Annotated in this window: 21 protein-coding genes and 2 tRNA genes; 9 read left to right on the top strand and 14 right to left on the bottom strand. The window is 73.7% G+C overall.

Annotated features, from left to right (window positions below; all coding sequences use genetic code 11):
* From VF746_05730 to VF746_05715, 4 genes are all read right to left on the bottom strand, one after another.
* The coding region (locus VF746_05730) for a hypothetical protein (protein ID HEX8691895.1) at positions 1 to 226 on the bottom strand (226 nt) is incomplete at its 3' end.
* Positions 223 to 789 (bottom strand): elongation factor P, encoded by a 567-nt coding sequence (efp, locus tag VF746_05725; GenBank protein HEX8691894.1) that lies wholly within the window; start codon positions 787 to 789, stop codon positions 223 to 225. The genes efp and VF746_05730, both read right to left, overlap by 4 nt.
* A 369-nt stretch (positions 790 to 1158) precedes the next feature.
* Positions 1159 to 1611: a type II 3-dehydroquinate dehydratase gene (gene aroQ, locus VF746_05720; protein ID HEX8691893.1), complete on the bottom strand. Its 453-nt coding sequence runs from the start codon at positions 1609 to 1611 to the stop codon at positions 1159 to 1161.
* Positions 1608 to 4148 (bottom strand): tetratricopeptide repeat protein, encoded by a 2541-nt coding sequence (locus tag VF746_05715; protein ID HEX8691892.1) that lies wholly within the window; start codon positions 4146 to 4148, stop codon positions 1608 to 1610. Before VF746_05715 ends, aroQ begins: the two co-directional genes overlap by 4 nt.
* A 223-nt stretch (positions 4149 to 4371) precedes the next feature.
* On the opposite strand from VF746_05715, the gene VF746_05710 reads away from it, so the two are divergent.
* Positions 4372 to 6201 carry a peptidylprolyl isomerase gene (locus tag VF746_05710; GenBank protein ID HEX8691891.1) on the top strand — a complete coding sequence of 610 codons (1830 nt, stop codon included), beginning with the start codon at positions 4372 to 4374 and terminating at the stop codon, positions 6199 to 6201.
* A 156-nt stretch (positions 6202 to 6357) separates the two neighbouring features.
* Here the strand turns inward: VF746_05710 and VF746_05705 are convergent, their stop codons facing one another.
* Both VF746_05705 and VF746_05700 read right to left on the bottom strand, forming a co-directional pair.
* Positions 6358 to 8553 (bottom strand): M56 family metallopeptidase, encoded by a 2196-nt coding sequence (locus VF746_05705; GenBank protein ID HEX8691890.1) that lies wholly within the window; start codon positions 8551 to 8553, stop codon positions 6358 to 6360.
* Positions 8550 to 8948, bottom strand: coding sequence for a BlaI/MecI/CopY family transcriptional regulator (locus VF746_05700; protein ID HEX8691889.1), 399 nt, complete (start codon positions 8946 to 8948; stop codon positions 8550 to 8552). Before VF746_05700 ends, VF746_05705 begins: the two co-directional genes overlap by 4 nt.
* Before the next feature lie 205 nt (positions 8949 to 9153).
* Between VF746_05700 and bla the strand changes: the two genes are divergently transcribed.
* The gene (gene bla, locus VF746_05695; protein ID HEX8691888.1) at positions 9154 to 10122 is read left to right on the top strand and encodes a class A beta-lactamase; all 969 of its coding nucleotides are present in this window, start codon (positions 9154 to 9156) and stop codon (positions 10120 to 10122) included.
* Between the two features lie 63 nt (positions 10123 to 10185).
* Complete coding sequence (locus VF746_05690; GenBank protein ID HEX8691887.1) at positions 10186 to 12900, top strand: DUF5916 domain-containing protein; 2715 nt, start codon at positions 10186 to 10188, stop codon at positions 12898 to 12900.
* 301 nt (positions 12901 to 13201) lie between these two features.
* On the opposite strand, the gene VF746_05685 is transcribed toward VF746_05690, so the two are convergent.
* The 3 genes from VF746_05685 to VF746_05675 all read right to left on the bottom strand — a co-directional run bounded on the left by VF746_05685 (position 13202) and on the right by VF746_05675 (position 16618).
* On the bottom strand, positions 13202 to 13477 hold the full coding sequence (locus VF746_05685) for a hypothetical protein (protein ID HEX8691886.1): 276 nt from the start codon (positions 13475 to 13477) through the stop codon (positions 13202 to 13204).
* 76 nt (positions 13478 to 13553) lie between these two features.
* On the bottom strand, positions 13554 to 14543 hold the full coding sequence (locus VF746_05680) for a polyprenyl synthetase family protein (GenBank protein ID HEX8691885.1): 990 nt from the start codon (positions 14541 to 14543) through the stop codon (positions 13554 to 13556).
* A 68-nt stretch (positions 14544 to 14611) separates the two neighbouring features.
* Positions 14612 to 16618, bottom strand: coding sequence for a tetratricopeptide repeat protein (locus tag VF746_05675; GenBank protein HEX8691884.1), 2007 nt, complete (start codon positions 16616 to 16618; stop codon positions 14612 to 14614).
* Positions 16619 to 17017: 399 nt separating this feature from the next.
* Between VF746_05675 and eno the strand changes: the two genes are divergently transcribed.
* The 5 genes from eno to VF746_05650 all read left to right on the top strand — a co-directional run bounded on the left by eno (position 17018) and on the right by VF746_05650 (position 19278).
* Positions 17018 to 18295, top strand: a complete 1278-nt coding sequence (gene eno, locus VF746_05670; GenBank protein HEX8691883.1) for a phosphopyruvate hydratase — start codon at positions 17018 to 17020, stop codon at positions 18293 to 18295.
* Complete coding sequence (locus tag VF746_05665; protein ID HEX8691882.1) at positions 18286 to 18615, top strand: septum formation initiator family protein; 330 nt, start codon at positions 18286 to 18288, stop codon at positions 18613 to 18615. Before eno ends, VF746_05665 begins: the two co-directional genes overlap by 10 nt.
* A gap of 37 nt (positions 18616 to 18652) precedes the next feature.
* Positions 18653 to 18726 (top strand) — tRNA-Met (locus tag VF746_05660).
* A 49-nt stretch (positions 18727 to 18775) separates the two neighbouring features.
* Positions 18776 to 18849: transfer RNA gene (locus VF746_05655), tRNA-Met, on the top strand.
* A gap of 123 nt (positions 18850 to 18972) precedes the next feature.
* Entirely contained in the window at positions 18973 to 19278 is a 306-nt protein-coding gene (locus VF746_05650; GenBank protein HEX8691881.1) for a hypothetical protein, read from the top strand.
* Between the two features lie 222 nt (positions 19279 to 19500).
* On the opposite strand, the gene VF746_05645 is transcribed toward VF746_05650, so the two are convergent.
* From VF746_05645 to VF746_05625, 5 genes are all read right to left on the bottom strand, one after another.
* The gene (locus tag VF746_05645; GenBank protein HEX8691880.1) at positions 19501 to 21015 is read right to left on the bottom strand and encodes a trypsin-like peptidase domain-containing protein; all 1515 of its coding nucleotides are present in this window, start codon (positions 21013 to 21015) and stop codon (positions 19501 to 19503) included.
* Between the two features lie 272 nt (positions 21016 to 21287).
* Positions 21288 to 23261: a molecular chaperone DnaK gene (gene dnaK, locus VF746_05640; GenBank protein HEX8691879.1), complete on the bottom strand. Its 1974-nt coding sequence runs from the start codon at positions 23259 to 23261 to the stop codon at positions 21288 to 21290.
* Positions 23262 to 23536: 275 nt separating this feature from the next.
* Entirely contained in the window at positions 23537 to 23767 is a 231-nt protein-coding gene (locus VF746_05635) for a hypothetical protein (protein ID HEX8691878.1), read from the bottom strand.
* Between the two features lie 168 nt (positions 23768 to 23935).
* Positions 23936 to 24397: a type II toxin-antitoxin system antitoxin SocA domain-containing protein gene (locus VF746_05630; protein HEX8691877.1), complete on the bottom strand. Its 462-nt coding sequence runs from the start codon at positions 24395 to 24397 to the stop codon at positions 23936 to 23938.
* Between the two features lie 214 nt (positions 24398 to 24611).
* Positions 24612 to 25301, bottom strand: coding sequence for a phosphatase PAP2 family protein (locus VF746_05625; GenBank protein HEX8691876.1), 690 nt, complete (start codon positions 25299 to 25301; stop codon positions 24612 to 24614).
* A 125-nt stretch (positions 25302 to 25426) separates the two neighbouring features.
* Here VF746_05625 and VF746_05620 point away from each other — a divergent pair, with 125 nt between their 5' ends.
* Complete coding sequence (locus VF746_05620) at positions 25427 to 26272, top strand: purine-nucleoside phosphorylase (protein HEX8691875.1); 846 nt, start codon at positions 25427 to 25429, stop codon at positions 26270 to 26272.
* Positions 26273 to 26276: the final 4 nt, after the last annotated feature.

Raw genomic sequence — 26276 nt, 5'->3', positions numbered from 1 at the left:
CGGCGTCGGCGCTGGTGGCGGCGGCTACGGCGGCGGTGGCGGATACGGGGGTGGCGGCGGCGGACGGGGCGGCGGGCGCGGCGGCCGGGGCGGCGGCGGCGACGGGGGCCGGCGGCGGCGTCTTGGAGATGCGGATGCGCGTTCCGCCGCGGGAGATCTCGAGCGAGTCGATCCCGCTTTCGTCCACGGCGCCGATCAGCCCGCGCAGGAATTCGAGGTCGATCATTTGTTCGCGCGCTCGATGTACTTGTCCTCGCGCCGGTCGACGCGGATCACGTCGCCCTCGTTGAGGAAGAGCGGGACCTGCACCACGGCCCCGGTCTCCAGCTTGGCGGGCTTGGTCCCCCCCGTGGCGGTGTCGCCGCGCACGCCGGGGTCGGTCTCCACGATCTGCAGGGTGACGAAGTAGGGGAGCTCGACCGAGATCACCTTCTCGTTGTGCACCAGCCCCTCGCACTCCATGCCTTCCTTGAGGTACTTGAGCTGGTCCTCGCCGATCACCTCCTCGGGGATCGGCACGTCTTCGTACGTCTGGGCGTCCATGAAGTGGTAGAGGTGCCCGTCGTGGTAGGTGTAGGTCACCGGGCGGTGCTCCAGGCGCACCTCGTCGATGCGCTCGCCGGCTCGCCAGGTCTTCTCCAGCACGGAGCCGGTGAGCACGTTCTTCAGGCGCGAGCGCACCACGGTGTTCCCCTTGCCGGGCTTGTGGTGCTGGAACCAGAGGAGCGTGAACAGCGTCCCGTCGATGCTCAACGTCATCCCGTTGCGGAAGTCGGCCGTCGTCGCCACGCGAACTCCTGGACTGAAAGTGCGAAGTGCTAGGTGCGAAGTCCTAAGTGCTAAGTCCTTAGTGCTTAGTCCTTAGTCCTTAGTGTTTTAGTGCTGCGTCCCGCCGGCGCCCCCCAGCTCTGTCATTCTGAGGGAGCCCGTGCGCCGATCCCGCGTCTTCTCCATCGCCTGCGGGCGACCGAAGAATCTACTCACCGCCGCGCGAGGCTCGCGTCGCACCGACCGGCCTCGCCCGCCGGCGAAGTAGATCGTTCGGTCGGCGCCAGGCTCCCGCGCCGACGCCGGTCCCGCGCGGCGCCTCCCTCGGGATGACATCCGTGGAGCCAGAAGCACTAAGGACTAAGGACTAAAACACTAAGCACTCAGCACTCAGGACCCAGCACTTCCCTTCTCCCTCAGATACCCCACCAGCCCCCTGAGCCCCAGCAGGTAGCTCTCCAGCCCGAAGCCCGAGACCACCCCCACCGCGCCCTCCGCGAGGAACGAGCGGCGGCGGAAGCGCTCCCGGGCGAAGACGTTGCTAAGATGCACCTCCACGTACGGGCGCGCCACTCCCGCCAGCGCGTCGCGCAGGGCGATGCTGGTGTGGGTGTACGCGCCCGCGTTCACCAGGAAGCCGTCCACGCGGGCGGCGGCCTCCTGCACGAAGTCCACCAGCGCCCCCTCGTGGTTCGACTGGAAGGACTCTACCTCGGCGCCCAGCTCGGCGGCGAGCTCGGCCAGCGCGGCGCTCACGTCCGCCAGCGTGGCCCGCCCGTACACCTCGGGCTCGCGCGCGCCCAGCAGGTTCAGGTTCGGGCCGTGGACGGCCGCGATCCTCACCGCTTCAGGCTCTGCAGCCACGCCTGGAAGCTCTCCAGGTCCTCGTCCTCCTCGGCGGCGGGCGCCGGCGGGGGCGGCGGCGCGGCGGCGGCCGGGGGCGCGGGCGGCTCCGGCAGGGTCACCGGCTGCGGGGGACGCGCGGAGGCCTCCGCGGCCGGGCGCTCGGCGAAGAAGTCCTCGAACGAGAACCCGCCCGCCTCCTGCGCCGTGGGCTCGTCGCGCGGCGCCGGGCGCTCGGTGGTGGGCGCCTGCGCGGCCTCGCCCGCCAGCTCGAACGGCGTCTCCCACGGCATCAGCTCGTCTTCGCGCGGGCCTTCGAGCGGGGGCGGCCCGGCCGGACGCCCGTGGTCCATCGCCTCGAAGCCCTCCGGCCGCTCCGGCGCCGCGGGCTCGGGCACGATCCAGGGCAGGTCTTCCTCCCCCCCTTCCGCCGCCTCGTCCGCGGCGCCGAGCGCGGGCGAGCCGTCGCCCACCGGCGCGGCGGCCCAGGGCTCCTCCTCTTCCGCGGCGGACTCCGGGGCGGGCGCGCGCCACGGCTCCTCCTCCGCGCGCGGCTCCTCGACGGGCTCCACCGGCGGGCCGGCGGCGATCCACGGCTCCTCCAGCGGCGGCTGCGCCTCGGCGGCCTCCAGCGTCTGCCGGTCCCACGGCTGCTCCGCGGGCGGGGCGAACTCCCCCGACTCCGTGGTGTCGGCGGCCTCGGCGTACCGGGCGGCCTCGGCGGGCGGAGCGGCTTCGGTGGGCGGTGCGGCCTCGGCGGGCGGAGCGGGCGGCGCGGCGGCGGCGCCCGGGCGCCAGGAGAGGATCTCGGCCATGTAGTGCCGGATCGTCGCCCCCGCGGCCGGGGCGGCTTCCGCCGGCGCGGCCGCGGGCTCCTCCACCGCGGGCGAGCCGTCGCCCGTCGCCTCCGCGGCGGCCCCGACAGTCTCCGTATCCGTATCCGTTTCCTGCTCCGGCGCTGCCGCGAGCGCGGCGGCGGGCTCCGTCTCCTCGGCCCGCGGCGCTTCCCACTCGACCTGCTCCGGCTCCTCCGCCACGGCGGACGGGCCCGCTCCGGCCGTGGACGGGGCGCCCTCGGCGTCTCCGAAGCCCCCGGCGAAGGAGTCGGCGAAGGCGTCGCCCCCCGCTTCCGCGCCCGCGCCGGCCGCGGCGAAGGCGGGCTCGGGCGCCGGCTCCGGGGAGAGCGTGGCGGCGAAGTCCGTCGCACCGGCGAAGTCCGCTGCTGCGGCGGCCTCCTCGCGCTCGACGGCAGGCGAGGCGTGCAGGTCCGACGCGAGGTCCAGGTCGGGGAGCCCGGGCTCCAGGCCGACGTCGGGGAGCGTCGAGGCCGGGACCGCGCCCGAGGCGACGGCGTCCACCGTCTCCAGCCACGAGGGCGGGCCCTCCTCCCGCGGCTCCTCGTCGCGGGCGGCCGCCGCCGGCGCCGCGCCGAAGCCCTCGCCCACGGCCGCCTCGGCGCCGCCGGCCTGCATCTGCGCCTCCAGCTCCTCCAGGCGGCGCACCAGCGCGGGCTCGCGGCCGCGGCGGCGGACCAGCTCGCGGTAGACGTCGGCCGCGCGGTCCAGGAAGCCCTGGCGGGCGTAGAGCTCCGCCATGGTCTCGGTGACCACCTCGCCCTCGTCGTGGTGCTCCTCCTCGGGCGCGGGCTCCTCCTCCTCCTCGAAGAAGCCGCCCAGCCCCTCCAGCCGCTCGGCCGGCGCCGCGCCCAGCTGCCCGTCGTCCAGAGACCCCCACGCGTCCACGCCGGACGGCGCGGCGGGCGACTCGCGCCCCGGGGGCCCGGCGTCCGCGGCGGAGAAGTCCACCGTCCCGAAGTCGAGCGCGTCGAAGCCGGCGCCCGCGGGCCGATCCTCTTCCGCCTCCCGCGGCGTCCCCCCGCCCAGCGGCTCGGCCAGGGTCACCTCGCCCCACGGCGCCGCCGCGTCCGGGGCGCCCTCCGCGGGGCGCGGCTCCTCGTCCAGGCGCACCTCGCCCCACTCGGCCGCGTCCGCGGGCTGCGCGGGGCCGGCCGGCGGCGCGGCGGGCCCGTCCAGGTCGACCGCGCCGAACTCGTGCGCGGGCTCCGGCCCGGACGCCGCCGCGGGCGAGGGAGCCGGCCCGGGCTCCACGGCGGGCGCCGCGGGGTGCGCGTCGAGGGCCGAGAGCGCCTGGCGCGCCTCGGCGTTCATGGGGTCCACCACCAGCAGCTCGCCGTACCAGCGCCTCGCCTCGCCCGTCTGCCCCTGCGCCGCCGCCATGTCGCCCAGCGTGCGCAGCGCGATCAGGTTCTGCGGGTCCACCGAGAGCACGTACTGGAACTCGTTGCGCGCCTCGGCCAGGGCGCCGCGGTCGGCCAGGCAGCGGCCCAGCAGCACGTGCGCGCTCAGGTAGCCCGGGTGGCGCTTCAGGTTCTCGCGCAGCAGCTCCTCGGCCCGCCCCACCTCGCCCGCCTCGCGGTACGCGCTGGCCAGCGGCATGAAGAAGCGCGCCGGGTTCTCCGCGTGGCTCGCCTTGAGCGACTCGATGCGGGCGGCGAGGTCGGCAGACGGTTCGGCCATGGCGGTGCTGGGCTCGGGAAAGGCCGGGCGGGGCTTGGGAGACAGGGGGAGCAACTTACAGGGCGCGGCGCGGCACTGTCAACACGCGCGCGGGCGCGGGTTGCGTCCCCGGCGCCGTCTAAATATCTTTGGCGACTTCACTTCCCGACTGTACCGGGTCCCCCCCTGACGCACAACCGGCGCCCCCCGCGGGGCGCCGCTCGGACGGAGCTCGTAACGCACCATGATGCAGCTCATTCGCAGCAAGGCCGGCAAGTTCATGGTCGTCGTGATCGTCGGCGCCTTCCTCGCCTGGATGGTGTTCACGTTCGGGATGGAGGTCACCGGCGCCGGCGGCGGCCGCCCCGGCGAGCTGGGGAGCGTCAACGGCCAGGCCATCACCCTGGAGGCGTACCAGGCCAAGGTGCAGCAGCTCCAGGAGCAGCTCCGCCAGCAGGGCCAGGCGCGCCTCACCGCCGAGCAGCAGAAGCAGCTCGAGGACCGCGCCTGGGACGAGCTGGTCAACGACATCCTGGTCCAGCAGGAGATGGCCCGGCGCGGCATCGGCGTCAGCGACGACGAGATCCGCTTCGCCGCGCTCAACATCCCCGCGCCCCAGATCGCCCAGCAGGAGATCTTCCTGACCAACGGGCAGTTCGACATCAACAAGTACCGGCAGTTCCTGCGCAGCCAGGCCAGCGACCAGGTGCTCAACGACCTGGAGCAGTACTACCGGCAGGTGATCCCGCAGTCCAAGCTGCAGCAGCAGATCGCCGCCGGCGCCTGGGTCTCCGACGCGGAGCTGTGGCGCTACTGGCAGGACCAGAACGAGCGGGTCACCGCCGAGTACGTGGCGCTCGACCTCTCCAACCCCCGCGTCGCCCCCGGCACCGTGCAGGTGGGCGAGGCCGAGATCCGGCGCCGCTACGAGGAGAAGAAGGACGAGTTCAAGCGCCCCGAGTCGGCGCGCTTCACCGTGGCCTACCTCCCCACCGCCGTCACCGAGGCCGACCGCCAGGCCACGCTGGCGAAGGCGCGGCAGCTGCGCCAGCAGATCCTGGCCGGCGCCGACTTCGCCGAGGTGGCGCGCCGCGAGTCGCGCGACCCCCAGAGCGCCCCGCAGGGCGGCGACCTGGGCACCGTCACCCGCGGGCAGATGGTGGCCGCGTTCGACTCGGCGGTGTGGGCCACGCCGGCGGGGCAGGTCTCCGAGCCGGTGCAGACGCAGTACGGCTGGCACCTGCTGCAGGTCACCGAGCGCACCGACTCGGCCACCGCCAAGGTGCGCCACATCCTGCTCCCGGAGCAGAAGAGCGACGAGGAGCTGGCCCGCCTGGACGCGCGGGCCGACTCGCTGGAGACGCTGGCCGAGAACGGCCGCATCGAGCAGGCGGCGCGCGCGGTGGGCGCCACCCTGCGCCAGGGGGTGACGGTCTCCGAGAGCCTGCCGTACATCCCCGGCGTGGGCCCGGCGCTCGAGGCGCTGCAGTGGGCGTCCGGCGCCTCGCGCGACGAGGAGGCCGGCGCGCACCCGGTGAGCCAGCTCTTCGACGGCGAGCAGGCGCTGTACCTGGTGCGGCTGGAGAGCTACACCCCCGCGGGCGCCATGACGCTGGCCCAGGCCACCCCGCAGATCCGCGAGCAGCTCATCCTGGAGAAGAAGCGCGCGGCGGCGCGGCAGGTGGGGCAGCAGATCGTGGCCGAGGTGCGCCGCGGCGCCACGCTGCAGCAGGCGGCGGCCCGGCGCGGGCTCACGGTGGGCACGGTGGGTCCGTTCACGCGCAACGAGCCGAACACCGTGTTCGGCCAGGCGTCGGCGGCCACCGGCGCGGCGTTCGGCACCCCGGTGGGGCGGGTGAGCGACGTGGTGGAGACCCCGGCGGGGCTCTTCATCGTGCGCCCCACCGCGCACACCCCCGCCGACCGGCGGGCGTTCGAGGCCGAGAAGGAGCAGCTGCGCTCGATCGTCACCATGCGCGTGCAGCAGGAGCAGCTGGCCCGCTGGATGGACAGCGTGCGCAAGCGCTCCAAGATCAAGGACAACCGCGACAAGGTCTTCGGCCGCGCGAGCTGAACCCGGACTCTCCGGTAAAATCGACCGCCCCGCCCTCCGGCTTCGGAGGGCGGGGCGATTGGTTTTGGAACAGAAAACTGCCGGCCTCACGCAGAGGAAGCAGAGATAGCAGAGAACTTCAAACTGCTTGAGACAAATCTTTTTGCCCGATCTGGATCAGGAGGACGCGGCCGGCCCCGGGAGCATCCGCACGATCTGGGCGGCCACCCGGGCCGGCTCGCGGCCGCCGGGCCCGCCGCCCGGGATCCGGACCACGACCGCGTAGCGCGCCCGCCCCGCCGCGTCGAACGCCAGCCCGGCGAACCAGCCGTCGCCCTTCGGGTGCGCTCCGGGGACGGTGCCCGTCTTCCCGCCCAGCCGCCAGGGAGATCCCGCCAGCACGCTGTCCGCGCCGCGCGCCGTTCCGCGGCGGACCACGTCGAGCATGGCGTGCTGCAGCCGCTCCGCCGTCTCCGGCGAGAGTGCCCGGTGCCCCGGAGACCTCCCGGCCAGCGCGGCGTCCAGCGTGGGCGGGAGCATCGTGCCGCCGTTGCCGATCGCCTGGACGAAGCGCGCCACGTGCAGCGGGCTCACCGACACGCGGCGCATCCCCAGCGCGAAGTCGGCCCAGTCGAGGTCCGCCTCGCCGGCCCCGACCGCCGCCCGCGCGAGCTCGGGGCTCATGCGCGCCCGGAACGCCTCCGAGCGCGTGGCCCAGAACGCCGTGTCGCGGCCCGCGCCGCCGTCCCCGCCGAAGCCGAGCCGGCGCAAGCCCGCCTCCACGCGCGCGGCGCCCACCGCGTCGCGCAGCCGGAGCGCCATCTCCACCGCCGCGGTGTTGCACGAGTGGACGAGCATCTCCTGCGGCCCGGAGAGCACGCGCGGCAGGGCGCGGACCGAGTTGCGCACCGTCCGGGCGCCCACGGCGAGCTCCGCGGGGCAGGGCACCGGCGCATCGCCCTGGCCGCTCTCCCACCAGAGCGACGCGACCACCAGCTTCCAGACCGAGCCGGGGACGGCCGCCTCCGTCAGCGCCGCGGTGTTTCCGTCCGGTCCGGACGCCAGGTAGGCCAGGACGGCGCCGGTGCCCACGTCCTCGACCACCGCCACGCTCCCCTCCGGCGCGCCCCGGCCGGCCAGCAGCTCCGCGACCGCGCGCTCCAGGTCCGGGCAGCGCGTGGATCCCGGCTCGGGCGGCGCGCCGGGGCACGGGACCGCCTGCGCCGCCCGCTCCACCGGCGGCCGCCCGGGCGCCGGCACCGCCGAGACGGCCGGGGCCGGAGGCGGAGCGGAGGGCGGCCCCCGCCGGCCGCCCAGCAGCGCGAACGCCAGCGCCGCCGTGGCCAGCAGCGCCGCGCCCGCTCCAGCGAGGCGCGCCGGGGACGCGGCGCGCGGGGACCGCTGCTCCGCCAGGCGCAGGGCGCGCGCGAGCAGCGACCCGCCGTCGGCGGCCAGCACCAGCGGCAGGCGCGAGCGCCGGACCTCCTCCATCCGCGCCAGCGCCGCGATGTAGTCGCGCACGCTCCCCAGGCGCGCCGCCACGTCGTCGCAGCAGTGCTCGCGCTCGGCCCGGATCCGCCCGCCCACCCACCAGACCGCGGGGTGGTGGAAGAGCAGGGTCTCGGCCGCGGACTGCACCAGGTTCACCAGGTAGTCGTAGCGGCGGATGTGGGCGAGCTCGTGCAGGATCAGCAGCTCCAGGTGGCGCGGCTCGATCCCGGTGAGGGCGGAGAGCGGGAGGAGGATCACCGGCCGCAGCCACCCCACCACCGAGGGCACGTGCACCGCGCCGGACATCAGGACCTCGACGGGCCGGGAGAGGCCGAGCTCCCGGGCGAGCCGGGCCACCAGGCGCCGCACCGGCTCCGGGGCGGCCTCGGTTCCCTCCCGCACCAGGCGCCGGGCGCGCCGCCAGCCTCCCGCCAGCCGCAGCGAGAGGAGCGCGACGCCCGCGAGCCAGGCGGCCACCAGGGCCGGCAGGAGCGGCTCCACCGCCGCGCGCAGCCCCGCCGGAGCGATGCGCCCCGCCCGGAGCGGCACCCAGCGCGGGCTGAGCTCGGGGGCCGCGGGCGCGGCGGGCCCCGGCCGCGCCCCGGCGGGAGCGGCCTCCCCGGAGCCCGGCGCCGGCACGGCCTCGGCCGACCGGCTCGCGGCGGGTGAAGGCGAGCGCGCGAGGACGACGGCCGTCCCCGCCGTCGTCGCCAGCATCAGCGCCAGGGTGGCGCACGACAACGTGTAGCGGTGGGTGGCCGGCGCGCGGCGCATGGCGCGGAGCGCGGCCGCCAGGGCCAGGGCCAGCGCGGTGCACTGCCAGAGCGAGTGGACCAGCGCCCACCCGACGGCGTGCAGCACTCCCGCGGAAGCGGCGCTCACGGCGTCCCTCCTCCCTCCCGGCGCTCCAGCTCGTCGAGGAGCGCGCGGATGCGGTCCAGGTCCTCGCGGCTGGCCACCTGCGGCGAGAGCGCCTGCATCACCAGGTGGTGCGCCGACCCCCCGAACGCGCGCTCGATCAGGTCGCTCACGAGCTGCCGCTGGGTGGTCTCGGGCGGGACCGCCGCGGCGTAGACGTGGGTGCGGCTGCTCTCGTCGCGGATCACCAGCCCCTTGCCGTGCATGATCTGCAGGAGCTTCAGCACCGTCGTGTACCCGCTCTCGCCCGTCCCGCTCAGGGCTTGCTGCACCTCGCGCACGGTGCTGGGGCCGCGCTCCCACAGGACGCGCAGCAGGCGGAGCTCTCCCTCGGTGGGGAGCGGTGGCGGACGCTGCATGGTCGGACTGCCGGGTCGGAAAGGGACGAAGAACACCCACGGCCTGACATTATATACGAAGAGATTCGTGGAAGGCAAGTCTCTCGTGATTCCGCCTGCTGATTGAAACAGATTCTATGGCCGAAACACCGTGCTTGACACTACGAATCCTTTCGTGGTACCTTGTACGAAGATCTTCGTATGAACCTCTGCTACAGGTCCGACGATGCTGCGACACCCCTTGCTCCACGGCTGCCTCCTGGCGGCTGCAGCGCTGATCTGCTCCGCGCCGGCGGCCGCGCAGTGCCCCGCCGCCACTCCGTCTCCGGACGCGACGGAGCAACTCCTCCGCGCCGTGCGCGCGCGGGAGACGGAGATCGGCGGTCGGATCGGCTTCCACGCGCGGCACCTGGAGAGCGGCGCGTCCGCGGGGCTCCACGCCGGGGAGCCGTTCTTCATGTCGAGCGTGACCAAGCTCCCGATCGCCGTCCGCGTGCTGCGCCAGGCCGGGCGCGGGCGCATCCGGCTCTCCGACACGGTCGCGATCGCCGCCGCGGAGATGAGCCCCGGGCACAGCCCGTTGCGCGAGGCCCACCCGGCCGGCGTCTCCCTCACCGTGGAAGACCTCCTCCGGCGCGCCGTCTCGCAGAGCGACAACACCGCCAGCGACGCGCTCCTGCGGCTGGCCGGCGGCGCCGACTCGGTCACGGCCGAGCTCCGCCGCCTCGGCTTCCCCGGCGTGCGCGTCGACCGGCCGTACACCCGCCTGGGCCGCGAGGTGGGCGGCCGCATCGCCGCCGGCGAGGAGCGCGACAGCATGACGCCCGGGACCGCCACGGCGCTGCTCGCCGCCCTGCACGGCGGGCGGCTCCTGGCGCCCCGGGAGAGCGCGCTCCTCCTCGGCTGGATGACCCGCACGGCGAACCCGGCCACCCGCATCGTCGCCGGGGTGCCGGAAGGGACCGTCGTGGCGCACAAGACCGGCACCTGGGGGCAGCCGGGCGAGCGCGGGCCGGCCGCCGTCAACGACGTCGGCATCGTCACGCTCCCCGGCGGCGCGGGGCACCTGGCCGTCGCGATCTTCGTCCGCAACGCCGCCGCCCCCGACACGGCCGTCGAGCGCGCCATCGCCGCGATCACCCGGGAGGCCTACTGCCACTGGGCCGCCGCGCCCACGTCCGCCGCACGCCGGTAGCGGTCTCCGGCGACTTCTCATCCTCCCGACGCGCGTCCACCCCCAACCCGCATCGCCAGGGTCATGTCCCGCAGACGCCGCTGCACCCCGCTGCTCGCCGCCTGGGCCTCGCTCGCGCCCATCTCGCTCGCCGCGCAGGCGCCCGCGCCGGACGAGCACGCCGGGCGGCCCCGGGCGGTGGCCGTCGAGACCGCCGCGCCGATCACCCTGGACGGCGCGCTGGACGAGGCCGCGTGGAGCGGCGGGGTGCCGGCCACGGGCTTCCGCCAGCAGGAGCCCGACGAGGGGCGGCCCGCCACGCAGGAGACGGAGGTGCGCTTCGCCTACGACGCCCGGGCGCTCTACGTCGGCGCGCGCATGTACGACTCGCTCGGCGCGCGCGGGGTGCGCACCCGCCTGGTCCGCCGCGACCAGGTCGCCGAGGCAGACCGGCTCCAGCTCGTCTTCGACACCTACCACGACCACGCGGGCCGCACCGTCTTCACCGTGAACCCGTCCGGGGTGAAGGGAGACGCGGGGCAGGCCTCGCCGGGCGCCGACCCGTCGTGGGACCCGGTGTGGGACTACGTCGCGCGCGTCGACTCGCTGGGATGGACGGCGGAGATCCGCATCCCCTGGAGCCAGCTCCGCTTCGGGCGCGACACGGCCCAGCTCTGGGGGATGCAGGTCTGGCGCTGGGTGGAGCGCCTGGGCGAGACCACGATGTGGGCGTTCTGGGGGCGGCGGGAGGCGGGCGGCCCCCACCGCTTCGGGCACCTGGAGGGGATCGTCGTCCGCGACCGTCCGCGGGGCGTCGAGCTCGTCCCCTACGTGCTGGCGCGGGCCAGCGACGTGACACCCACGGAGCCGGGGAGCCCGTTCCAGGCGGAGCGCCGCTACGGCGCGCGGACGGGCGCCGACGCGCGCCTCCTCCTGGGGAGCAGCTTCACCCTGTCGGTCACCGTCAACCCCGACTTCGGCCAGGTGGAGCAGGACCCGGCCGTGGTGAACCTGTCGGCGTTCGAGAGCTACTTCGCCGAGAAGCGCCCCTTCTTCGTGGAGGAGAGCGGGCTCCTGTTCTTCGGGGGGTTCAGCTGCTTCACCTGCAGCAACGCGAGCGGGATGAACGTCTTCTACTCCCGCCGCATCGGCCGGGCGCCGCAGGGCGCCGTGCAGGGTGACTACCGCTTCCGGGAGGTTCCCCGCGCCACGCGCCTCCTCGGCGCCGCCCGGCTCACCGGGCGCGCCCCGGGCGGGTGGCAGGTCGCCCTCCTGGAGGCGGTCACCGCGCGGGAGGCCGCCCTGGTGCAGGACACCCTCGGCGTGCGCGGCGAGGTGGCGGTGGAGCCGCTGACCAGCTACTGGCTGGGCCGCGTGCGGCGCACCACGGGCGGCGGCCGGTTCACCTGGGGCGCGATGGCGACGTCGGTGCTCCGCCGCTTCGGCGAGGACGACGGTCCGCTCCGCGCGCAGCTCCCCGCGCACGCCGAGGCCCTGGGCTTCGACTGGACGCTCGCCACCCGCGGGAACGGATACTCGCTGATGGGCAACTTCGTGCTCTCCAGCGTCGCGGGCGACTCGCTCGCCATCGCCCGGCTGCAGCGCTCCAGCGCCCGCTACTTCCAGCGCCCCGACCGCCGCGGCGGGGGCGGCGGCGTCTTCCCGGACGAGTACGACACCTCGGCGGAAGCGCTGCGCGGCTTCGGCGGGTACCTGCGGGCCAGCCGGGACCAGGGGGCGTGGCGCTGGGAGGCGATGGTCAACTACCGCAGCCCGGGCTTCGAGGTCAACGACCTCGCCTTCCTCACCCGCGCCGACTACGTGTGGATGGCCGCCAACCTCCAGCACCGGTGGACCCGGCCGGGCTCGTGGTACCGCGGCGCGACGTGGGTCGGCGGCGGCCAGCAGCAGTACAACTTCGACGGGGACCGCACCGACCTGCAGCTCCACTCCAACGCCAGCGCGCAGCTGCGGAACTACTGGACGGTCTCCCTCTACGGCCACTACCGCCCCTCCGTCATCGACGACCGGATGACGCGCGGCGGCGCGGCGGTGCGGCGGGCCTGGAGCTGGTACGTGTCGCCCGAGGTCTCCACCGACCCCCGCCGCGCGGTGGTGCTGGAGGTGAACCCCGTCCGGGCCCGCTGGGGGGACCGGAGCAGCTACTGGCGGATGACGGCGTCGCTGCGCTGGAAGCCGGCGGCGGGCGCGGAGCTCGCCTTCGCACCGTCCTTCTCCGCCATGAACGACATGGGGCAGTACGTCGAGCAGTTCCAGGACCCCTCGGCGAGCGCGTTCTACGGGCGGCGGGCCGTCTTCGCCGAGATGCGGCAGCGGACGCTCTCGCTGGGCACCCGGCTCAACTGGACGTTCACCCCGGAGCTCACCCTCGAGCTGTTCGCGCAGCCCTTCGTCTCGGCCGGGAGCTACACCGGCTTCCAGGAGTACGTCCGCCCGCGGAGCGGCGCGCGCGCCTACTTCGACACGCTGCAGGTCCGGGTGGCGGCCCGCGACTCCGGGGGCCGGCCGGCGCGCTACCGCCTCGACCCGGACCGGGACCCCGCGACGGCGGACTTCGACTTCGCCGATCCCGACTTCCGCGTGCGCAGCCTGCGCGGGAGCGCGGTGCTGCGCTGGGAGTACCGGCCCGGGAGCACGCTCTTCTTCGTGTGGCAGCAGGAGCGCAGCGGCACGGACGGCGTCGGCGACTTCGACGCGCGGCGCGACCTCGGCGAGATCTTCCGCCGCCACGCCGACAACGTGTTCGTCGTCAAGGCGACCTACTGGCTCGGGCGGTAGGGTGTCGAGCCGGGCGGTTGCAGCCGCGGCAACAGCGGCGAGAAGCCTGCCTTCGCAGGCTGGTTCGGCGCGCGAGCCGGCTTCGGCGCCAGGGGGCTGGCTTCGGTGCGCGAAGCGCGCGGGCGCAGCCCGCCAGTCCGCGCAGGCGGACTTCGTGTAGTTGTTGCAGCGAATTCATTCGCCCTGGCTCCCCACCCCGGCCCAGCAACGACGAAGGGCGCGACCGCCGCCCGCGGTCGCGCCCTCCCGTCATCCATCCCTGATCGACCTCGATCCCGATCGATTTCGCTCTTCGCCCGCCTCAGAGCCACGTCCGCGCGGCCAGCGCCACCACCAGCACGCCGAGCACGGAGAGGAAGTCGAGCCGGATCACCAGCGGGCCGATGGTGAAACCCACGGCCACCAGGTCGATCACCAGCGGCCCGAACGCCGCCGACACCGAGGTGGTGAAGAAGGTGCGCGCCGTGCTGTCGGGCATGAAGCGCACCGCCAGCTCCGACAAGAGCGCCCCCAGCACCAGCCCGATCAGCACCACCACCAGCAGCCGCCCCATCCGCCGGCGCGTCGTCGCGCTCATCTCCCCTCCCGCCCCCGGTGTCCGTTTCCGCCTGGCCCGCCCGTGCGCCCGCCGTGCCCCGGCAAATGCGGTGCCGTCACTTGCGGCGCTCCACCGCGTAGGTGATGCTCTCGCGCAGGCTCTCCAGCGCCGGGCCCTCGGGGAGCCCCTCCAGCGCGTCGTGCGCCCACTGCGCCGCCTCGCCCGCCTTCTCGCGCGCGTAGTCGAGCCCGCCGTGCGCCTTCACCAGCTCCACCACCTCGTGGATCGCCTCGTCGGCCGGCTCGGGGTCGCGGAAGAGCGCCTCGACCTCCGCGCGCTCGGCCGGCCCCAGCCGCGGCAGCGCGTGGATCAGCGGCAGCGTCACCTTGTGCTCGCGCAGGTCCAGCCCCGACGGCTTCCCCGTCACCTCGGCGTCGGCCGTGTAGTCCAGCAGGTCGTCGGCGATCTGGAAGGCGTGCCCCAGCCAGCGCCCGTAGCGCGCCACCTGCCCGCGGTACGCCGGCGCGCCGGTGAGCGCCCCCATCTCGCAGGCGGCCGCCATCAGCGAGGCCGTCTTGCTGTCGATCAGCCGGTAGTAGTCGTCCTCGGAGAAGTGCAGCGCGTCGTGCGACACCAGCTGCCGCATCTCGCCCACGGTCATGGCGTTGGCCGCCGCGGCGATCACCCGGATCGGCTCCAGCTGGCCCAGCCGGGTGATCTCGGTGATCGAGCGCGAGTACAGGTAGTCGCCCATGATGATGGCCACCTGGTGGCTCCAGAGGGCGTTCACCGTGGGCATCCCCCGGCGCAGCACCGAGTGGTCCACCGCGTCGTCGTGCACCAGCGTGGCCAGGTGCACCAGCTCGATGATGGCCGCCAGCGTCTCGGCCTCGCGGTGCGAGCCGCCCCCCAGCTCGTCGCAGAGGAGCACCAGCCCGGGGCGGAAGAGCTTGCCGCGCAGCTTGAGCAGGTAGTGGTTGACCTCGTCGACCGGCGCGAAGTCGGAGACCACGATGCGGCGGATCTCGTCGACCACGGCGTCCAGCCGCTCGCGGACGGGCGCGTGGATGTCGGAGAGCCGGGGAGGTGCGGTGCGCAGCGTCATTCGCCGGGTGTGTCGCGTCGGGACCGGGGGTGAAAACGGCGGTAAGCTAAGGGCGGCTTCCGGCGGTGTCAAAGCGGCGCCGCGCCGCTGGCCGCCCTGAGCGCCTCGATCCGCCGCGCGGTGTCGCGGAAGCGGATGTCCACCGAGAGCACCCGCTCGTAGTACTCGATGGCCTGCGCGGGCCGCCCGAGCGCCTCCTCCACGCGCCCCAGCTGGTAGAGCACCCCCACCAGCTCGGCGTCGGAGGCGTGCGGCAGCCGGTAGGCGCGGTCCAGCACGCGCGCCGCCACCGCGTACTGCCCCTTCTCCACGAAGCACTGGCCCAGCAGCTCCAGCGTGGCCAGCGGGTTGGCCCCGCCGCGCAGCGCCACCTGGAACTCGGCGATCGCCTCGTCCACCAGCCCCATCTCCTTGAAGGCGAGCCCCAGGTCGTAGTGGCTCTGCACGTCCTCCACCTCGATGTTCTCGGCCACCTTCTGGCGGAAGTGGGCCAGCATCTCGGCGAAGTCGCGGTCCTCGTCGCCGCTGGGCTCCTTCTCCTCCACCACGAAGCGGGTGGTGGTCTCGCGCTCGTCGTCCAGGATCAGCGCGCCCAGGTCCACGTACTCGGCGGCCGGCTGCGCCGGGGCGGCGGGCGCCTGGCGCGGGACGGCGGCGCGGGCCTCCGGGTTCTGCGGGTCCAGCTCCAGCACGCGCTGGAAGACGGCCTCGCCGCGCGCCCGGTCGCCCGAGGCGGTGAAGTGGCGGCCGAGCGCCAGGTACGCCTCCACCTGCGCGTCGCGGTCGCCCGACTTGAAGGCGTACTCCACCCGCTTCTGCAGGAGCAGCGGGTCGCCGGGGCGCAGGCGGACGAGCGCCGAGAGGGGCTGGATGGCGTCCAGGTACTGCCCCCGCACCGCCAGGTCGCGGTGCGCCTCCTCCAGCAGCGCCGGCACCTCGTGCGAGAGCCCGCGCTCGTGCAGCGCGTGCACCAGCTCGTCGCGGGCGGCGTGGTCGGCCGGGGCGGCGGCCACCCGGGCCCGCAGCTCCGGCAGCCGGTCGCGCCCCGGCGCCACGGGCTCCTCGCCCGGGTCGATCAGCGGGAGCGGCTCGCCCTCCTCCTCGTCGTCGCCCGCGCCGGGGGCGAATTCCAGCGGCTGCCCGAGCGAGACCTCGCCGAAGCGCGCGGGGTCGGCGGCCGGCGCGGGCGCGGCGTCGGGGTCGATGAGCGGCAGGTCGCCGCCCACCACCTCCTCGTCGTCGTCCGCCGCGGCCGCTCCGCCGCGGCCCGTGCCGATCATCGTGCTCTCCAGCCCGGCGATCGGCGCGACCTCGCCCGGCGCGGCGGCCTCCTCCGGGGCGGTCGGCACGTGGTCGGCGCGCGCGCCGCCGGCCCCGGCGGACGGCGCGCCCGGCCCGCCGCTGTCGAAGGCCTGCTGGAAGTCGTCGCCCGCGGCGGCCCGGGCGGCGCGCGCGAGCGGCTCGGTGGAGGCGCCGGGGTCGATGCCCAGGATCTGCTGCCGCACCGCGTCGGCCCCCTCGCGGTCGCCGCTCTCCACGAGCGGGGCCAGGAGGAGGCGGAGCTGCTCGACGGCTTCGTCGCGGCGGCCGTGGGCCAGGAACTGGTCGGCCAGCAGGCGGCGCACGTCCGCCGGGTCGGGGGAGAGGTCGGCGAACTCCTTCAGCGCGTCGAAGGCGGCGTCCACCTTCCCCGCTTTGCGCATGCGGTCGGCGTACTCCAGGAAGTTCTGCCGCGCGTCGGCGAAGAACCCCTTGGCGGCGCTGATCTGCCCCAGGCGCAGGTAGGTCTGCGCCCGCCCCGGCACCAGGCGCAGCACCTTGCGGCAGAGCGCGATGGCGTTGTTGTAGAGCCCCACCTCCACGTACGCGGAGACGGCCGACTCGTACGCCTGGATGGCGAGCTCGGTCTCGTTCAGCCGCAGGTGCAGGTCGCCGATGCGGTTCCAGATGCCGATGTCGACGTCGCCGCCCTCGGACGCCTCCAGCAGCTCGTGGTAGGTGCCGATGGCCGCGTGCCACTGGTCGCGCAGCTCGTAGGCGCGGGCCTGCTCCCTCAGTTTCGCCGGGTTCGCCATGCGGGTCGGGTGGGGTGGGGCCGCGCGTCGGGGGAACGGGCTCGGCGGGCCGGAATGGCAGTAGGACGAAGAAGATAGCGAGACGCGGAACCGTTTACAAGCAACGGCGCGGAGGTTTGCGCCGTCCCACGCCTGCGCGGGGGCCGGTCCCACAGGCATCGATTCCGAATCCTGAAAACAACAGGCCTCACGCAGAGTCAGCAGAGGTAGCAGAGAACTCATCATCCGCATGGTGTTTCTCTGCTACCTCTGCTTCCTCTGCGTGAGAAAAATCTTTTGCCGGACCTCGTGCCGAGCGGAACAGTCCACCCGCGATTCTGTTGACTTCCCGCACCCCGAAAGGTACGTTCCGCGCGCGTTTCCCCTTCCCACGACGAGTCCGAACCTGTTCCCGGATACATGGCGACCATCCAGCGCATCCACGCCCGCGAGATCCTCGATTCGCGCGGCAACCCCACCGTCGAGGCCGACGTCGTGCTCTCCAGCGGCGCCTTCGGGCGCGCGGCCGTCCCCAGCGGCGCCTCCACCGGCGAGCACGAGGCCGTGGAGCTGCGCGATGGCGACGCGGGGCGCTACCTGGGCAAGGGCGTGCGCCGCGCCGTCGAGAACGCCAACCGCGAGCTCGCCGAGGCGCTCCACGGCCGCGACGCCTACGACCAGGCGGGCCTCGACCGGGCGATGATCGCGCTCGACGGCACCCCCAACAAGGCCCGCCTGGGCGCCAACGCCATCCTGGCCGTCTCGCTGGCCGCCGCGCGCGCCGCCGCCGCCGACTGCGGGCTCCCCCTCTACCGCTACCTGGGCGGGCCGCTGGCCAACGTGCTCCCCGTCCCCATGCTCAACATCCTGAACGGCGGGGCGCACGCCGCCAACACCGTCGACTTCCAGGAGTTCATGGTGATGCCCGTGGGCGCGGAGAGCTTCTCCGAGGCGCTCCGGATCGGCGCCGAGATCTTCCACACGCTCAAGAAGGTGCTCTCCGAGCAGAAGAAGGGCACCGGCGTGGGCGACGAGGGCGGCTTCGCGCCGGACCTGGCCAGCAACGAGGAGGCGCTGGCCGTGATCCTCCAGGCCGTCGAGCGCGCCGGCTACACCCCCGGCGAGCAGGTCGTCCTCGCGCTCGACGTGGCGGCCTCGGAGCTGTACCGCGACGGCGGCTACGTCTTCCACAAGTCCACCGGCGAGCGCCGCACCGCCGCCGAGATGGTGGAGTTCTACCGCGACTGGAGCGCCCGCTACCCGATCCGCTCCATCGAGGACGGCCTGGCCGAAGACGACTGGGACGGCTGGAAGCTGCTCACCACCGCGCTCGGCGACCGGCTGCAGCTGGTGGGCGACGACCTGTTCGTCACGAACACACAGAGACTGGCGCGCGGCATCCGCGAGCGGGTGGGCAACGCCATCCTGGTCAAGGTCAACCAGATCGGCACCCTCACCGAGACGCTGGAGGCGATCGAGATGGCGCGCGCCGCGGGCTTCCGCGCCGTGATGAGCCACCGCTCGGGCGAGACCGAGGACACCTTCATCGCCGACCTGGCCGTGGCCACCGGGGTGGGGCAGATCAAGACCGGCAGCGCCAGCCGCACCGACCGCGTGGCCAAGTACAACCAGCTCCTGCGCATCGAGGAGCAGCTGGGCGCGGCCGCGCGCTACCCGGGCCGCGGCCTGTGGGGCTGAGCCCCGCCCGGGTGCGGCGCCTGCTGGCGGGCGCCGTGCTGGCCCTGGCGGCGTACTACGCCGTCTGGGGCGGCGAGTACTCGCTCTTCGACCTGCTGCGGCTGAAGCGCGACCGCCGCGCGGCCGAGGAGCGGCTGGCGCGCACCAGGGCCGAGGTGGACTCGCTTCGCGCCGAGGCGGGGAGGCTGGAGCGCGACCCGGCCGCCGTCGAGCGGGTGGCCCGCGAGCGCTTCGGGATGATCCGCGAGGGCGAGACGCTGTACCGCTTCGTCCCCGTCGACTCGGGCGGGGCGGGGAAGAACGCCCCGGCCCAGCCTTGACACACGCGGGCCTGGCGCTTACATTTATGGCCTACGACGCGGGGTGGAGCAGCCTGGTAGCTCGTCGGGCTCATAACCCGAAGGTCGCGGGTTCGAATCCCGCCCCCGCTATCCCGAAAGGGGCCGGTCCCCGGCGGACCGGCCTCTTTCGTCGGCCCGAGGCAGGGTAGCTCAGCTGGTTAGAGCACGGCACTCATAATGCCGGGGTCGGGGGTTCGAGTCCCCCCCCTGCTACTGCATCCCGAAAGATCGAAGGCCGCTTCCTGTCGGGAGCGGCCTTTTTCGTGCGCATGCACCGGGCGGCCCCCGCTCCCTCGCCGGACGCGGGAGGCCGTCCGCCTCTCGACGACGACTCGCATGCTGCTCTGCCGGAAGTGCGCGCACACCGTGCGCTTCACCACGCTGCGCTGTCCCCGCTGCGAGTGGCTGCTGCCGTACTGGCGCTCGCGCCGCTGGAAGCCGGAGCTCGACCTCTCGGGCCCCGCGTTCGGGAAGGACTGCCCGCGCTGCCGCCGGCGCACCGTCCGCCGGCGCCCGCCCCCGTGGTTCCGGCCGCTGCGCCTGCTCACCCTCGGCCGCTCCAGCTACCGCACCTGCACCGCCTGCGGCTGGCGCGGCCCCGCCTTCCACCGCCGCGGCCACGAGCCGTCGCGGGCCGCGTGAGCCGCGCCGCATCGCCGGACGTCGTGCTGGATCGAGGTTGAAACCGAATGTCTCACGCAGAGCAGCAGAGTCAGCAGAGAACAGCGCTCTCCTCTGCTGCTCTGCGTGATTCGACAACGCGAACGGCCGCCCACGCATCGGGCGGCCGTTCCTCGTCAGGCAGACATCGATCCTACCTCCAGCTCCTCACCTGCTCAGCACTTCGCACTCGGCACTTCGCGGTCACGACGGCAGCCGCACGTTCAGGATCGTCCGCGAGCCGTTGCGGAACTGCAGCTGGAGCGAGACGATGTCGCCCGGCCCCTTCCCCGCCACGGCGCGGCGGAAGGAGGCCACGTCCGGCACCGGCCGGCCGTCCACCGCCAGGATGCGCGTCCCCTCGCCCACGCCCAGGCGGCCCACCGGGCCGTACGGCTGCACGTCGGTGATGACGATGCCGCCGGTCTGGTCGTAGCCGAGCTGCCGGGCCAGCTCCGTCGTGAGCGGCGACACCGCCACCCCCAGCCGGGAGCCCGACTCGCTCTCGGGAGTGCCGCGCTCGGGGCCGCCGGCCACGCGCGTGGCCACTGGCTCGGTGGGCGCCTCCGACAGCGTGACCTTCACGCGGCGGCGGTTGCCGTAGCGGATCAGGTCCAGGGTGACCTCGTCGCCCGGGCGGTACGAGGCGATGATGCGCTGGAACTGGCCCACGCGCTCCACCGGCTTGCCGTCGACCGACACGATCACGTCGCCCGGCTCCAGGCCGGCGCGGCGGGCGGCGCTCCCCTCGGGGAAGTCCTGCGCCACCACGCCCTCGATGCGCTCCAGCTTGTAGACCTCGGCGTCCTCGGGCGACACCTGCGTCACGTGCACCCCCAGCGCGGGCCGGCGCACCTTGCCGTAGCGGATCAGGTCGTCGGCGATGCGCCGCGCCAGGTCGATGGGGACGGCGAACCCGTACCCCGAGTAGAAGCCGGTGCGCGAGGCGATGGCCGTGTTCACCCCCACCACCTCGCCGCGCAGGTTCACCAGCGGGCCGCCCGAGTTGCCGGGGTTGATCGGCGCGTCGGTCTGGATGAAGTCCTCGATCGCCCAGTTGCTCCCCGACGACTGCCGGATGATGTCGAGCCCCCGCCCCTTGGCGCTGATGATCCCCGAGGTCACGGTGATCCCCAGGTCCAGCGGGTTGCCGATGGCCAGCACCCACTCGCCGATGCGCGCCTCCTCGGAGCGGGCCATGCGCACCATGGGGAAGCGCCCCTCCACCTTGATCACCGCGATGTCGGTGTTGGGGTCGCGCCCCACCAGGCGCGCCTGCAGGTGCCGGTTGTCCTGGAAGACCACGTTGATCCGGTCGGCCTCCTGCACCACGTGGTTGTTGGTGATGATGTAGCCGTCCTCGCTGATGAGGAACCCCGAGCCGCGCGCCTCCTGCGGCACGTCCTGGTCGGGGAAGCGGAACGGGAACATCCGCCGGAGGTCCTCGGGAACCTGCTCCCGGTCGCGCCCCTGGGCGCCGGCGTTGCGCTCGGTCTCGATCGCCACCACCGCCGGCGTCACCGACTCGGCGATGGAGATGAAGGCCTGGCTGAGGTCGGCCACCGGCTTGATGTCCTGCCGGGTGGGCGCCGTCTGCAGCACCGTGGTGGCGTGGCTCCCGGCCGTGAGGTCGAGCCCCGAGGCCAGCAGGATCCCGCCGGTGAACGCCACGGCCGTGAAGCCGATCAGCTTGAGCTTGGCACGAACTGGATCTGGCATGGCACGCTGCGGGTGAGGGTACATCGGGGGCTGGAGCGCCCCATCAATACTGCCGTCGAAGCCGCGCGCTCGGGAAGCCCGCGCGGATTAGCCGAGGATTAACCCCGCCGCCCCGGCGCGGTTCCCCGGCTGCACGCCGCACCTCGTACTCCGCACTTTCGCACTCTCGCACTTCGCACTTTCGCACTCGCCGTGCGCTGCAAGACTTCGGCCCCGCCCCGGCCATCGGGACGGGGCCGAAGCCCTCGCGGCGGAGGCGAGCGCCGGCGGCGCTACTTGTTGTCGTCGACGATCTCGTAGTCGGCCTCGACCACGTCTTCCGGGGCGCCCTGGCCGCCGGCGCGCGCGGTGGCGTCGCCCTCGAACCCGGCGCCCGCCGTGGCGCCGCCGCTGAAGCCCGCGTCGGCCCCGGCGCCGGCCTCGGCCCCCGCCGTCTGCTGCTGCGAGGCGTAGATCTGCGCGCCCGCCGCGGTGAAGGCCTGCTGGAGCGCCTCGGCCGCGCTCCTGACCTCGTTCACGTCGTCCTGCTTGAGCGCCCGGCGCGCCCGCTCGACCGCCTCGTTCAGCCCGGTGCGGGTGGACTCGTCCAGCTTGTCCTCCCACTCCTTCTTGTCCTTGTCGACCTGGTAGACCAGCGAGTCCAGCCGGTTGCGCGCCTCCACCTGCTCGCGGCGCTGCTTGTCGTCGCTGGCGTGGCTCTCGGCGTCCTTCACCATCCGCTCGATCTCGCTCTCGGAGAGCCCGCTGGAGGCCTCGATGCGGATCTTCTGCTCCTTGCCGGTGGCGCGGTCCTTGGCCGAGACGTGCAGGATGCCGTCGGCGTTGATGTCGAACGTCACCTCGATCTGCGGCATGCCCCGCGGCGCCGGCGGGATGCCGGTGAGCTGGAACTTGCCGATGGTCTTGTTGTACATCGCCATCTCGCGCTCGCCCTGGAGCACGTGGATCTCCACCGTGGTCTGGTTGTCCTCGGCGGTCGAGAACACCTCGCTCCGCTCGGCGGGGATGGTGGTGTTGCGCTCGATCAGCTTGGTGAACACACCGCCCAGCGTCTCGATGCCCAGGCTGAGCGGCGTCACGTCCAGCAGCACCACGTCCTTCAGGTCGCCCGTCAGCACGCCGCCCTGGATCGCCGCGCCCACGGCGACCACCTCGTCGGGGTTGACGCCCCGGTGCGGGTCCTTCCCGAAGAAGGTCTTCACCACCTCCTGGATCTTGGGGATGCGGGTGCTTCCGCCCACCAGGATCACCTCGTCGATGTCGCCCGGCTTGAGCCCGGCGTCGGCCAGCGCCTTCTCCATCGGCGGGATGGTGCGCTGCACCAGGTCGTCCACCAGCTGCTCGAACTTCGCCCGCGTGAGCGTCACGTTCAGGTGCTTGGGCCCCTCCTGCGTGGCGGTGATGAAGGGCAGGTTGATGTCGGTCGACATGGTGGTCGACAGCTCCATCTTGGCCTTCTCCGCCGCCTCCTTCAGGCGCTGCAGCGCCATGGGGTCCTTGCTGAGGTCGATCCCCTGGTCGCGCTTGAACTCGTCGACCAGCCACTCGATGATGCGCTGGTCGAAGTCGTCGCCGCCCAGGTGGGTGTCGCCGTTGGTGGCCTTGACCTCGAAGACGCCCTCGCCGAGCTCCAGGATGGAGATGTCGTAGGTGCCGCCGCCCAGGTCGTAGACCGCGATCTTCTCGTCCTTCTTCTTGTCCAGGCCGTACGCCAGCGCCGCGGCCGTGGGCTCGTTGATGATGCGCAGCACCTCCAGGCCGGCGATCTTGCCGGCGTCCTTGGTGGCCTGCCGCTGGGCGTCGTTGAAGTAGGCGGGGACGGTGATCACCGCCTGCGTCACCGGCTGCCCCAGGTAGTCCTCGGCGGTCTGCTTCATCTTCTGCAGGATCATCGCCGAGATCTCGGGCGGGGTGAACAGCTTGTCGCCCGCGTTGGGCACCTTCACCTGCGCCAGCCCGCCGGAGCCGCTGACCACCTCGTAGGGGACGATCTTCTCCTCGCTCTTCACCTCGGCCTCCTTGCGGCCCATGAAGCGCTTGATGGAGAAGACGGTGTTCTTGGGGTTGGTGATGGCCTGGCGGCGGGCCACCTGGCCCACCAGGCGCTCGCCGTCCTTGGTGAACGCCACGACGGACGGCGTGGTGCGTCCGCCCTCGGCGTTGGGGATCACCACCGGGTCTCCGCCCTCCATCACCGCGACGACGGAGTTGGTGGTGCCCAGGTCGATCCCGATGACCTTCGCCATACGCTAGGTCCTTTCGCGTTCGTTGGTAGACGTGGGATGATGGCGCCCCGGGGCCTGCCCTCGGCCCCCGGCGCACAGGGTTGCTGCCTGCCGGGGGGTGCAACGCCGATGCCACCTGTTTCTCCCGTTTTCCTGCCATATCCGCAGCTTCGCGCCGCGGTTCCGGGCCATTGTGGCGGGTTTCGCCGCGTGCCGTCCCGGCAGGCGCATGAAACGCGAAGCGGCGCCGCGATGGGCGCCGCTCCCGGCAGGCTCGCCGGTCCCTCGCCCGGGGCTCAGGCGTAGAGGTTGTGCTCCGGGTCCAGCCAGCGCACGAAGAAGGTGTCGTCGACCAGGAACCCGTGCACCCGCCCGTGCTCGTTCGCCGAGAGGGCGAACTGCCACGCCAGCTCGTCCGCGTCGATGTCGCCGCGGATGCCGAACCCGTCGACCGATACGCGCTCGTCCGCGAAGTTGATCGGATGGACCCGCAGGGTTCCCGAGCGGCTGGCGCGAAACTCGGACACGCTGAGCATCGACAACTCCCTCAGACGCGCCAGGAGGAGCTGGAAATAGCGCCCGCTCTGCCCGCCGACGTCGAACGCCGGATGCGACGTATCGAGGAACCTGAACGAGAAAAGCAGCAGCCGATCTGCGCGCCGGATCCCTGGGGAGCGGAGATCTCGCTTCACGACTCAGGCGGCGTCGGCGAGGCGCCGGAAGTATGCCCGCATGTCCTCTTCCGAAAGCTCGGTGCTGCAAGGGTCCGCGGGATCGATCCCCCCGCGGGCCTCCAGCCAGGGAAGCTCGCGGCGCGTCATTCCGTCGAGCTCCCACTCGTCCAGGAGAAGGTATTCGCCCGCTACTTCGTTCAGGAACGCCGCGGCATCGGGCGGAAGTGCCGGGACGGCCGGAGACGGGGGGATGTCGCAGATTCCGAACTCCTTGAAGCGCCAGTATACGGACGGGATCACCGGTCCGGAGATCCACGCCTGGAACTTCTCCGGGAACAGCGGCCGGTTGTACAGCGCCAGGTGCCACGCCTGCGCGTAGTACAGCAGCTTCTGGAGCTTCAGGTTGTTCACCGAAGCGCTCCGCTGGTGCGCCAGGGCGATGAAGTAGTCGGCGACCTCGTCGGCCGTGATCTTCCGCGACATGGAAGCCCGTTGGCTGGGTGCGGTCCGTCCAGTTTATTCCGAATCTAGGCTGGTCCGCTCGTCCGGGCAAGATACATTCGCGACCGGAAAAGGTGCGCCAGCGCGTGGGCAGGTGCCTGCGTACGGTGGCGCGGAGAGGGTGGCCTCGGGAGCAGACCCGTCAGGCCGGGAGAGGCTCCTCGAGTGGACGGGTTCGTGGCGGCGCCGCCCGCCGTCATCGCCCGCGCACGGCCTCGTACGCGGCGAGGCACGCGGCGGCGACGGCGAGGCCGCCCAGGAGTCCGCCGAGCACGTCGGACGCCCAGTGCTTCTCCTCCAGCACGCGGCCACCGGCCAGCGCGAGCGGCAGCGCCAGCGCCACAGGGACGGTGGCGGCGGGGCGGGCGATCTCCTCGCGCGCCAGGACGTACGCGGCGGCCAGGGACACGGCGCCGGGGCCGAAGGCGTGGCCGCTCGGGAAGACCGGCTTGTTGCGCTTCCGGTGCCCGGGCGGCGTCGGCGGCTGGGGGAGCCAGCGGTCGAACGCCGGGTTGAGCGCGGTGGCCACGGCGCCCGCCAGCATCACGGCGCCCGCGCCGGCCCTGCGCGACCGCGCCGCGTCCTCCCCGCGCGGCCCGGGGCCGGCGAGCACGCAGGTGGACGCCGCGAGCGCCGCCGGGACGTACGTCCACCACTTGCCGGCGGGCGCCATGGCTCGGGCCACGCGGCGGGCCGGGTGGCCGCGGGGGCTCGCCGTGCGCCTGCGCACCTCCTCGTCGGCGGCCGCGGTGTGGCGGCGGACGACGGCGGCGTTCAGCAGCGCGAACCCCGCCGCCGCGCCCACCGCCACGGCGCCCAGCGCGAGCGCGCGGCTCCCGCCGTCCCGCCGCTCGCCCGTGTGGTCCTGTCGGTCGGATTTCGTCATGCCCGGGCGCTCCGGCCAGATCCGTACCGGCGGCGCTCCACCCGTCGTCCTGGGTCCGACCTTCCCGTCACGTTGCGCCGTCCGGGGGAGGCGCCTATATCTCCGGCGCTTCCAGGGGAGGAGAGATGACGGGGATCACGGAGACGCTGCACTTCCTGCGCGAGCGGATCACGCGGGCGCCGGGCGCGGTGCTGGTGCTGGGGTCGGGACTCGGCGGGCTGGCGGAGGAGATCGAGGACGCGGTGCGCATCCCGTTCGGCGAGATCCCCGGCTTCCCGCGGCGCACGCAGGAGCTGGCGGGGCACGCGGGCGCGCTGGTGGCCGGGCGGCTGGAGGGGGTGGAGGTGGCCGCCATGCAGGGCCGCTTCCACCTGTACGAGGGGTGGCGGCCCGAGGACGTGGCGCTCCCCGTGCGCGCGCTGGCGGCGCTCGGGGCCGAGGTGATGGTGCTCACCAACGCCGCCGGCGGGCTGCGCCCCGGGATGGAGCCCGGCGACCTGATGCTGATCGCCGACCACCTCAACCTGATGTGGCGCAACCCGCTGATCGGCCGCGTGGTCCCCGGCGAGCAGCGCTTCCCCGACATGTCGGACCCGTACGACCGGGAGCTGCGCCGCGTGGCCGAGGAGGTGGCGCTCGGGCTGGGGATCCCGGTCACGCAGGGCGTCTACGCGGCGGTGCTGGGCCCCAGCTACGAGACCCCCGCCGAGATCCGCATGCTGGCCCGCCTCGGCGCCGACGCGGTGGGGATGTCGACCGTGCCCGAGGTGCTGGTGGCGCGGGCGCTGGGGGTCCGCTGCCTGGGGATCTCCTGCATCACCAACCTGGCCGCAGGGCTGGCGGGCCACCCCCTCACGCACGACGAGGTGATCGAGGTCGGCGCCCGGGTGCGCGACCGGCTGGTGGCGCTGGTGCGCGGGGTGCTTCCCCGCGTCGCCCCGGTCAACCTCGCCTCGGAGGCGGCCGCCTAAGCCC

Origin of the sequence: Longimicrobium sp. (genome assembly GCA_036389795.1) — a bacterium.
Classification (GTDB): Bacteria; Gemmatimonadota; Gemmatimonadetes; order Longimicrobiales; family Longimicrobiaceae; genus Longimicrobium.
This window is presented reverse-complemented; position numbering and strand designations above follow the sequence as displayed.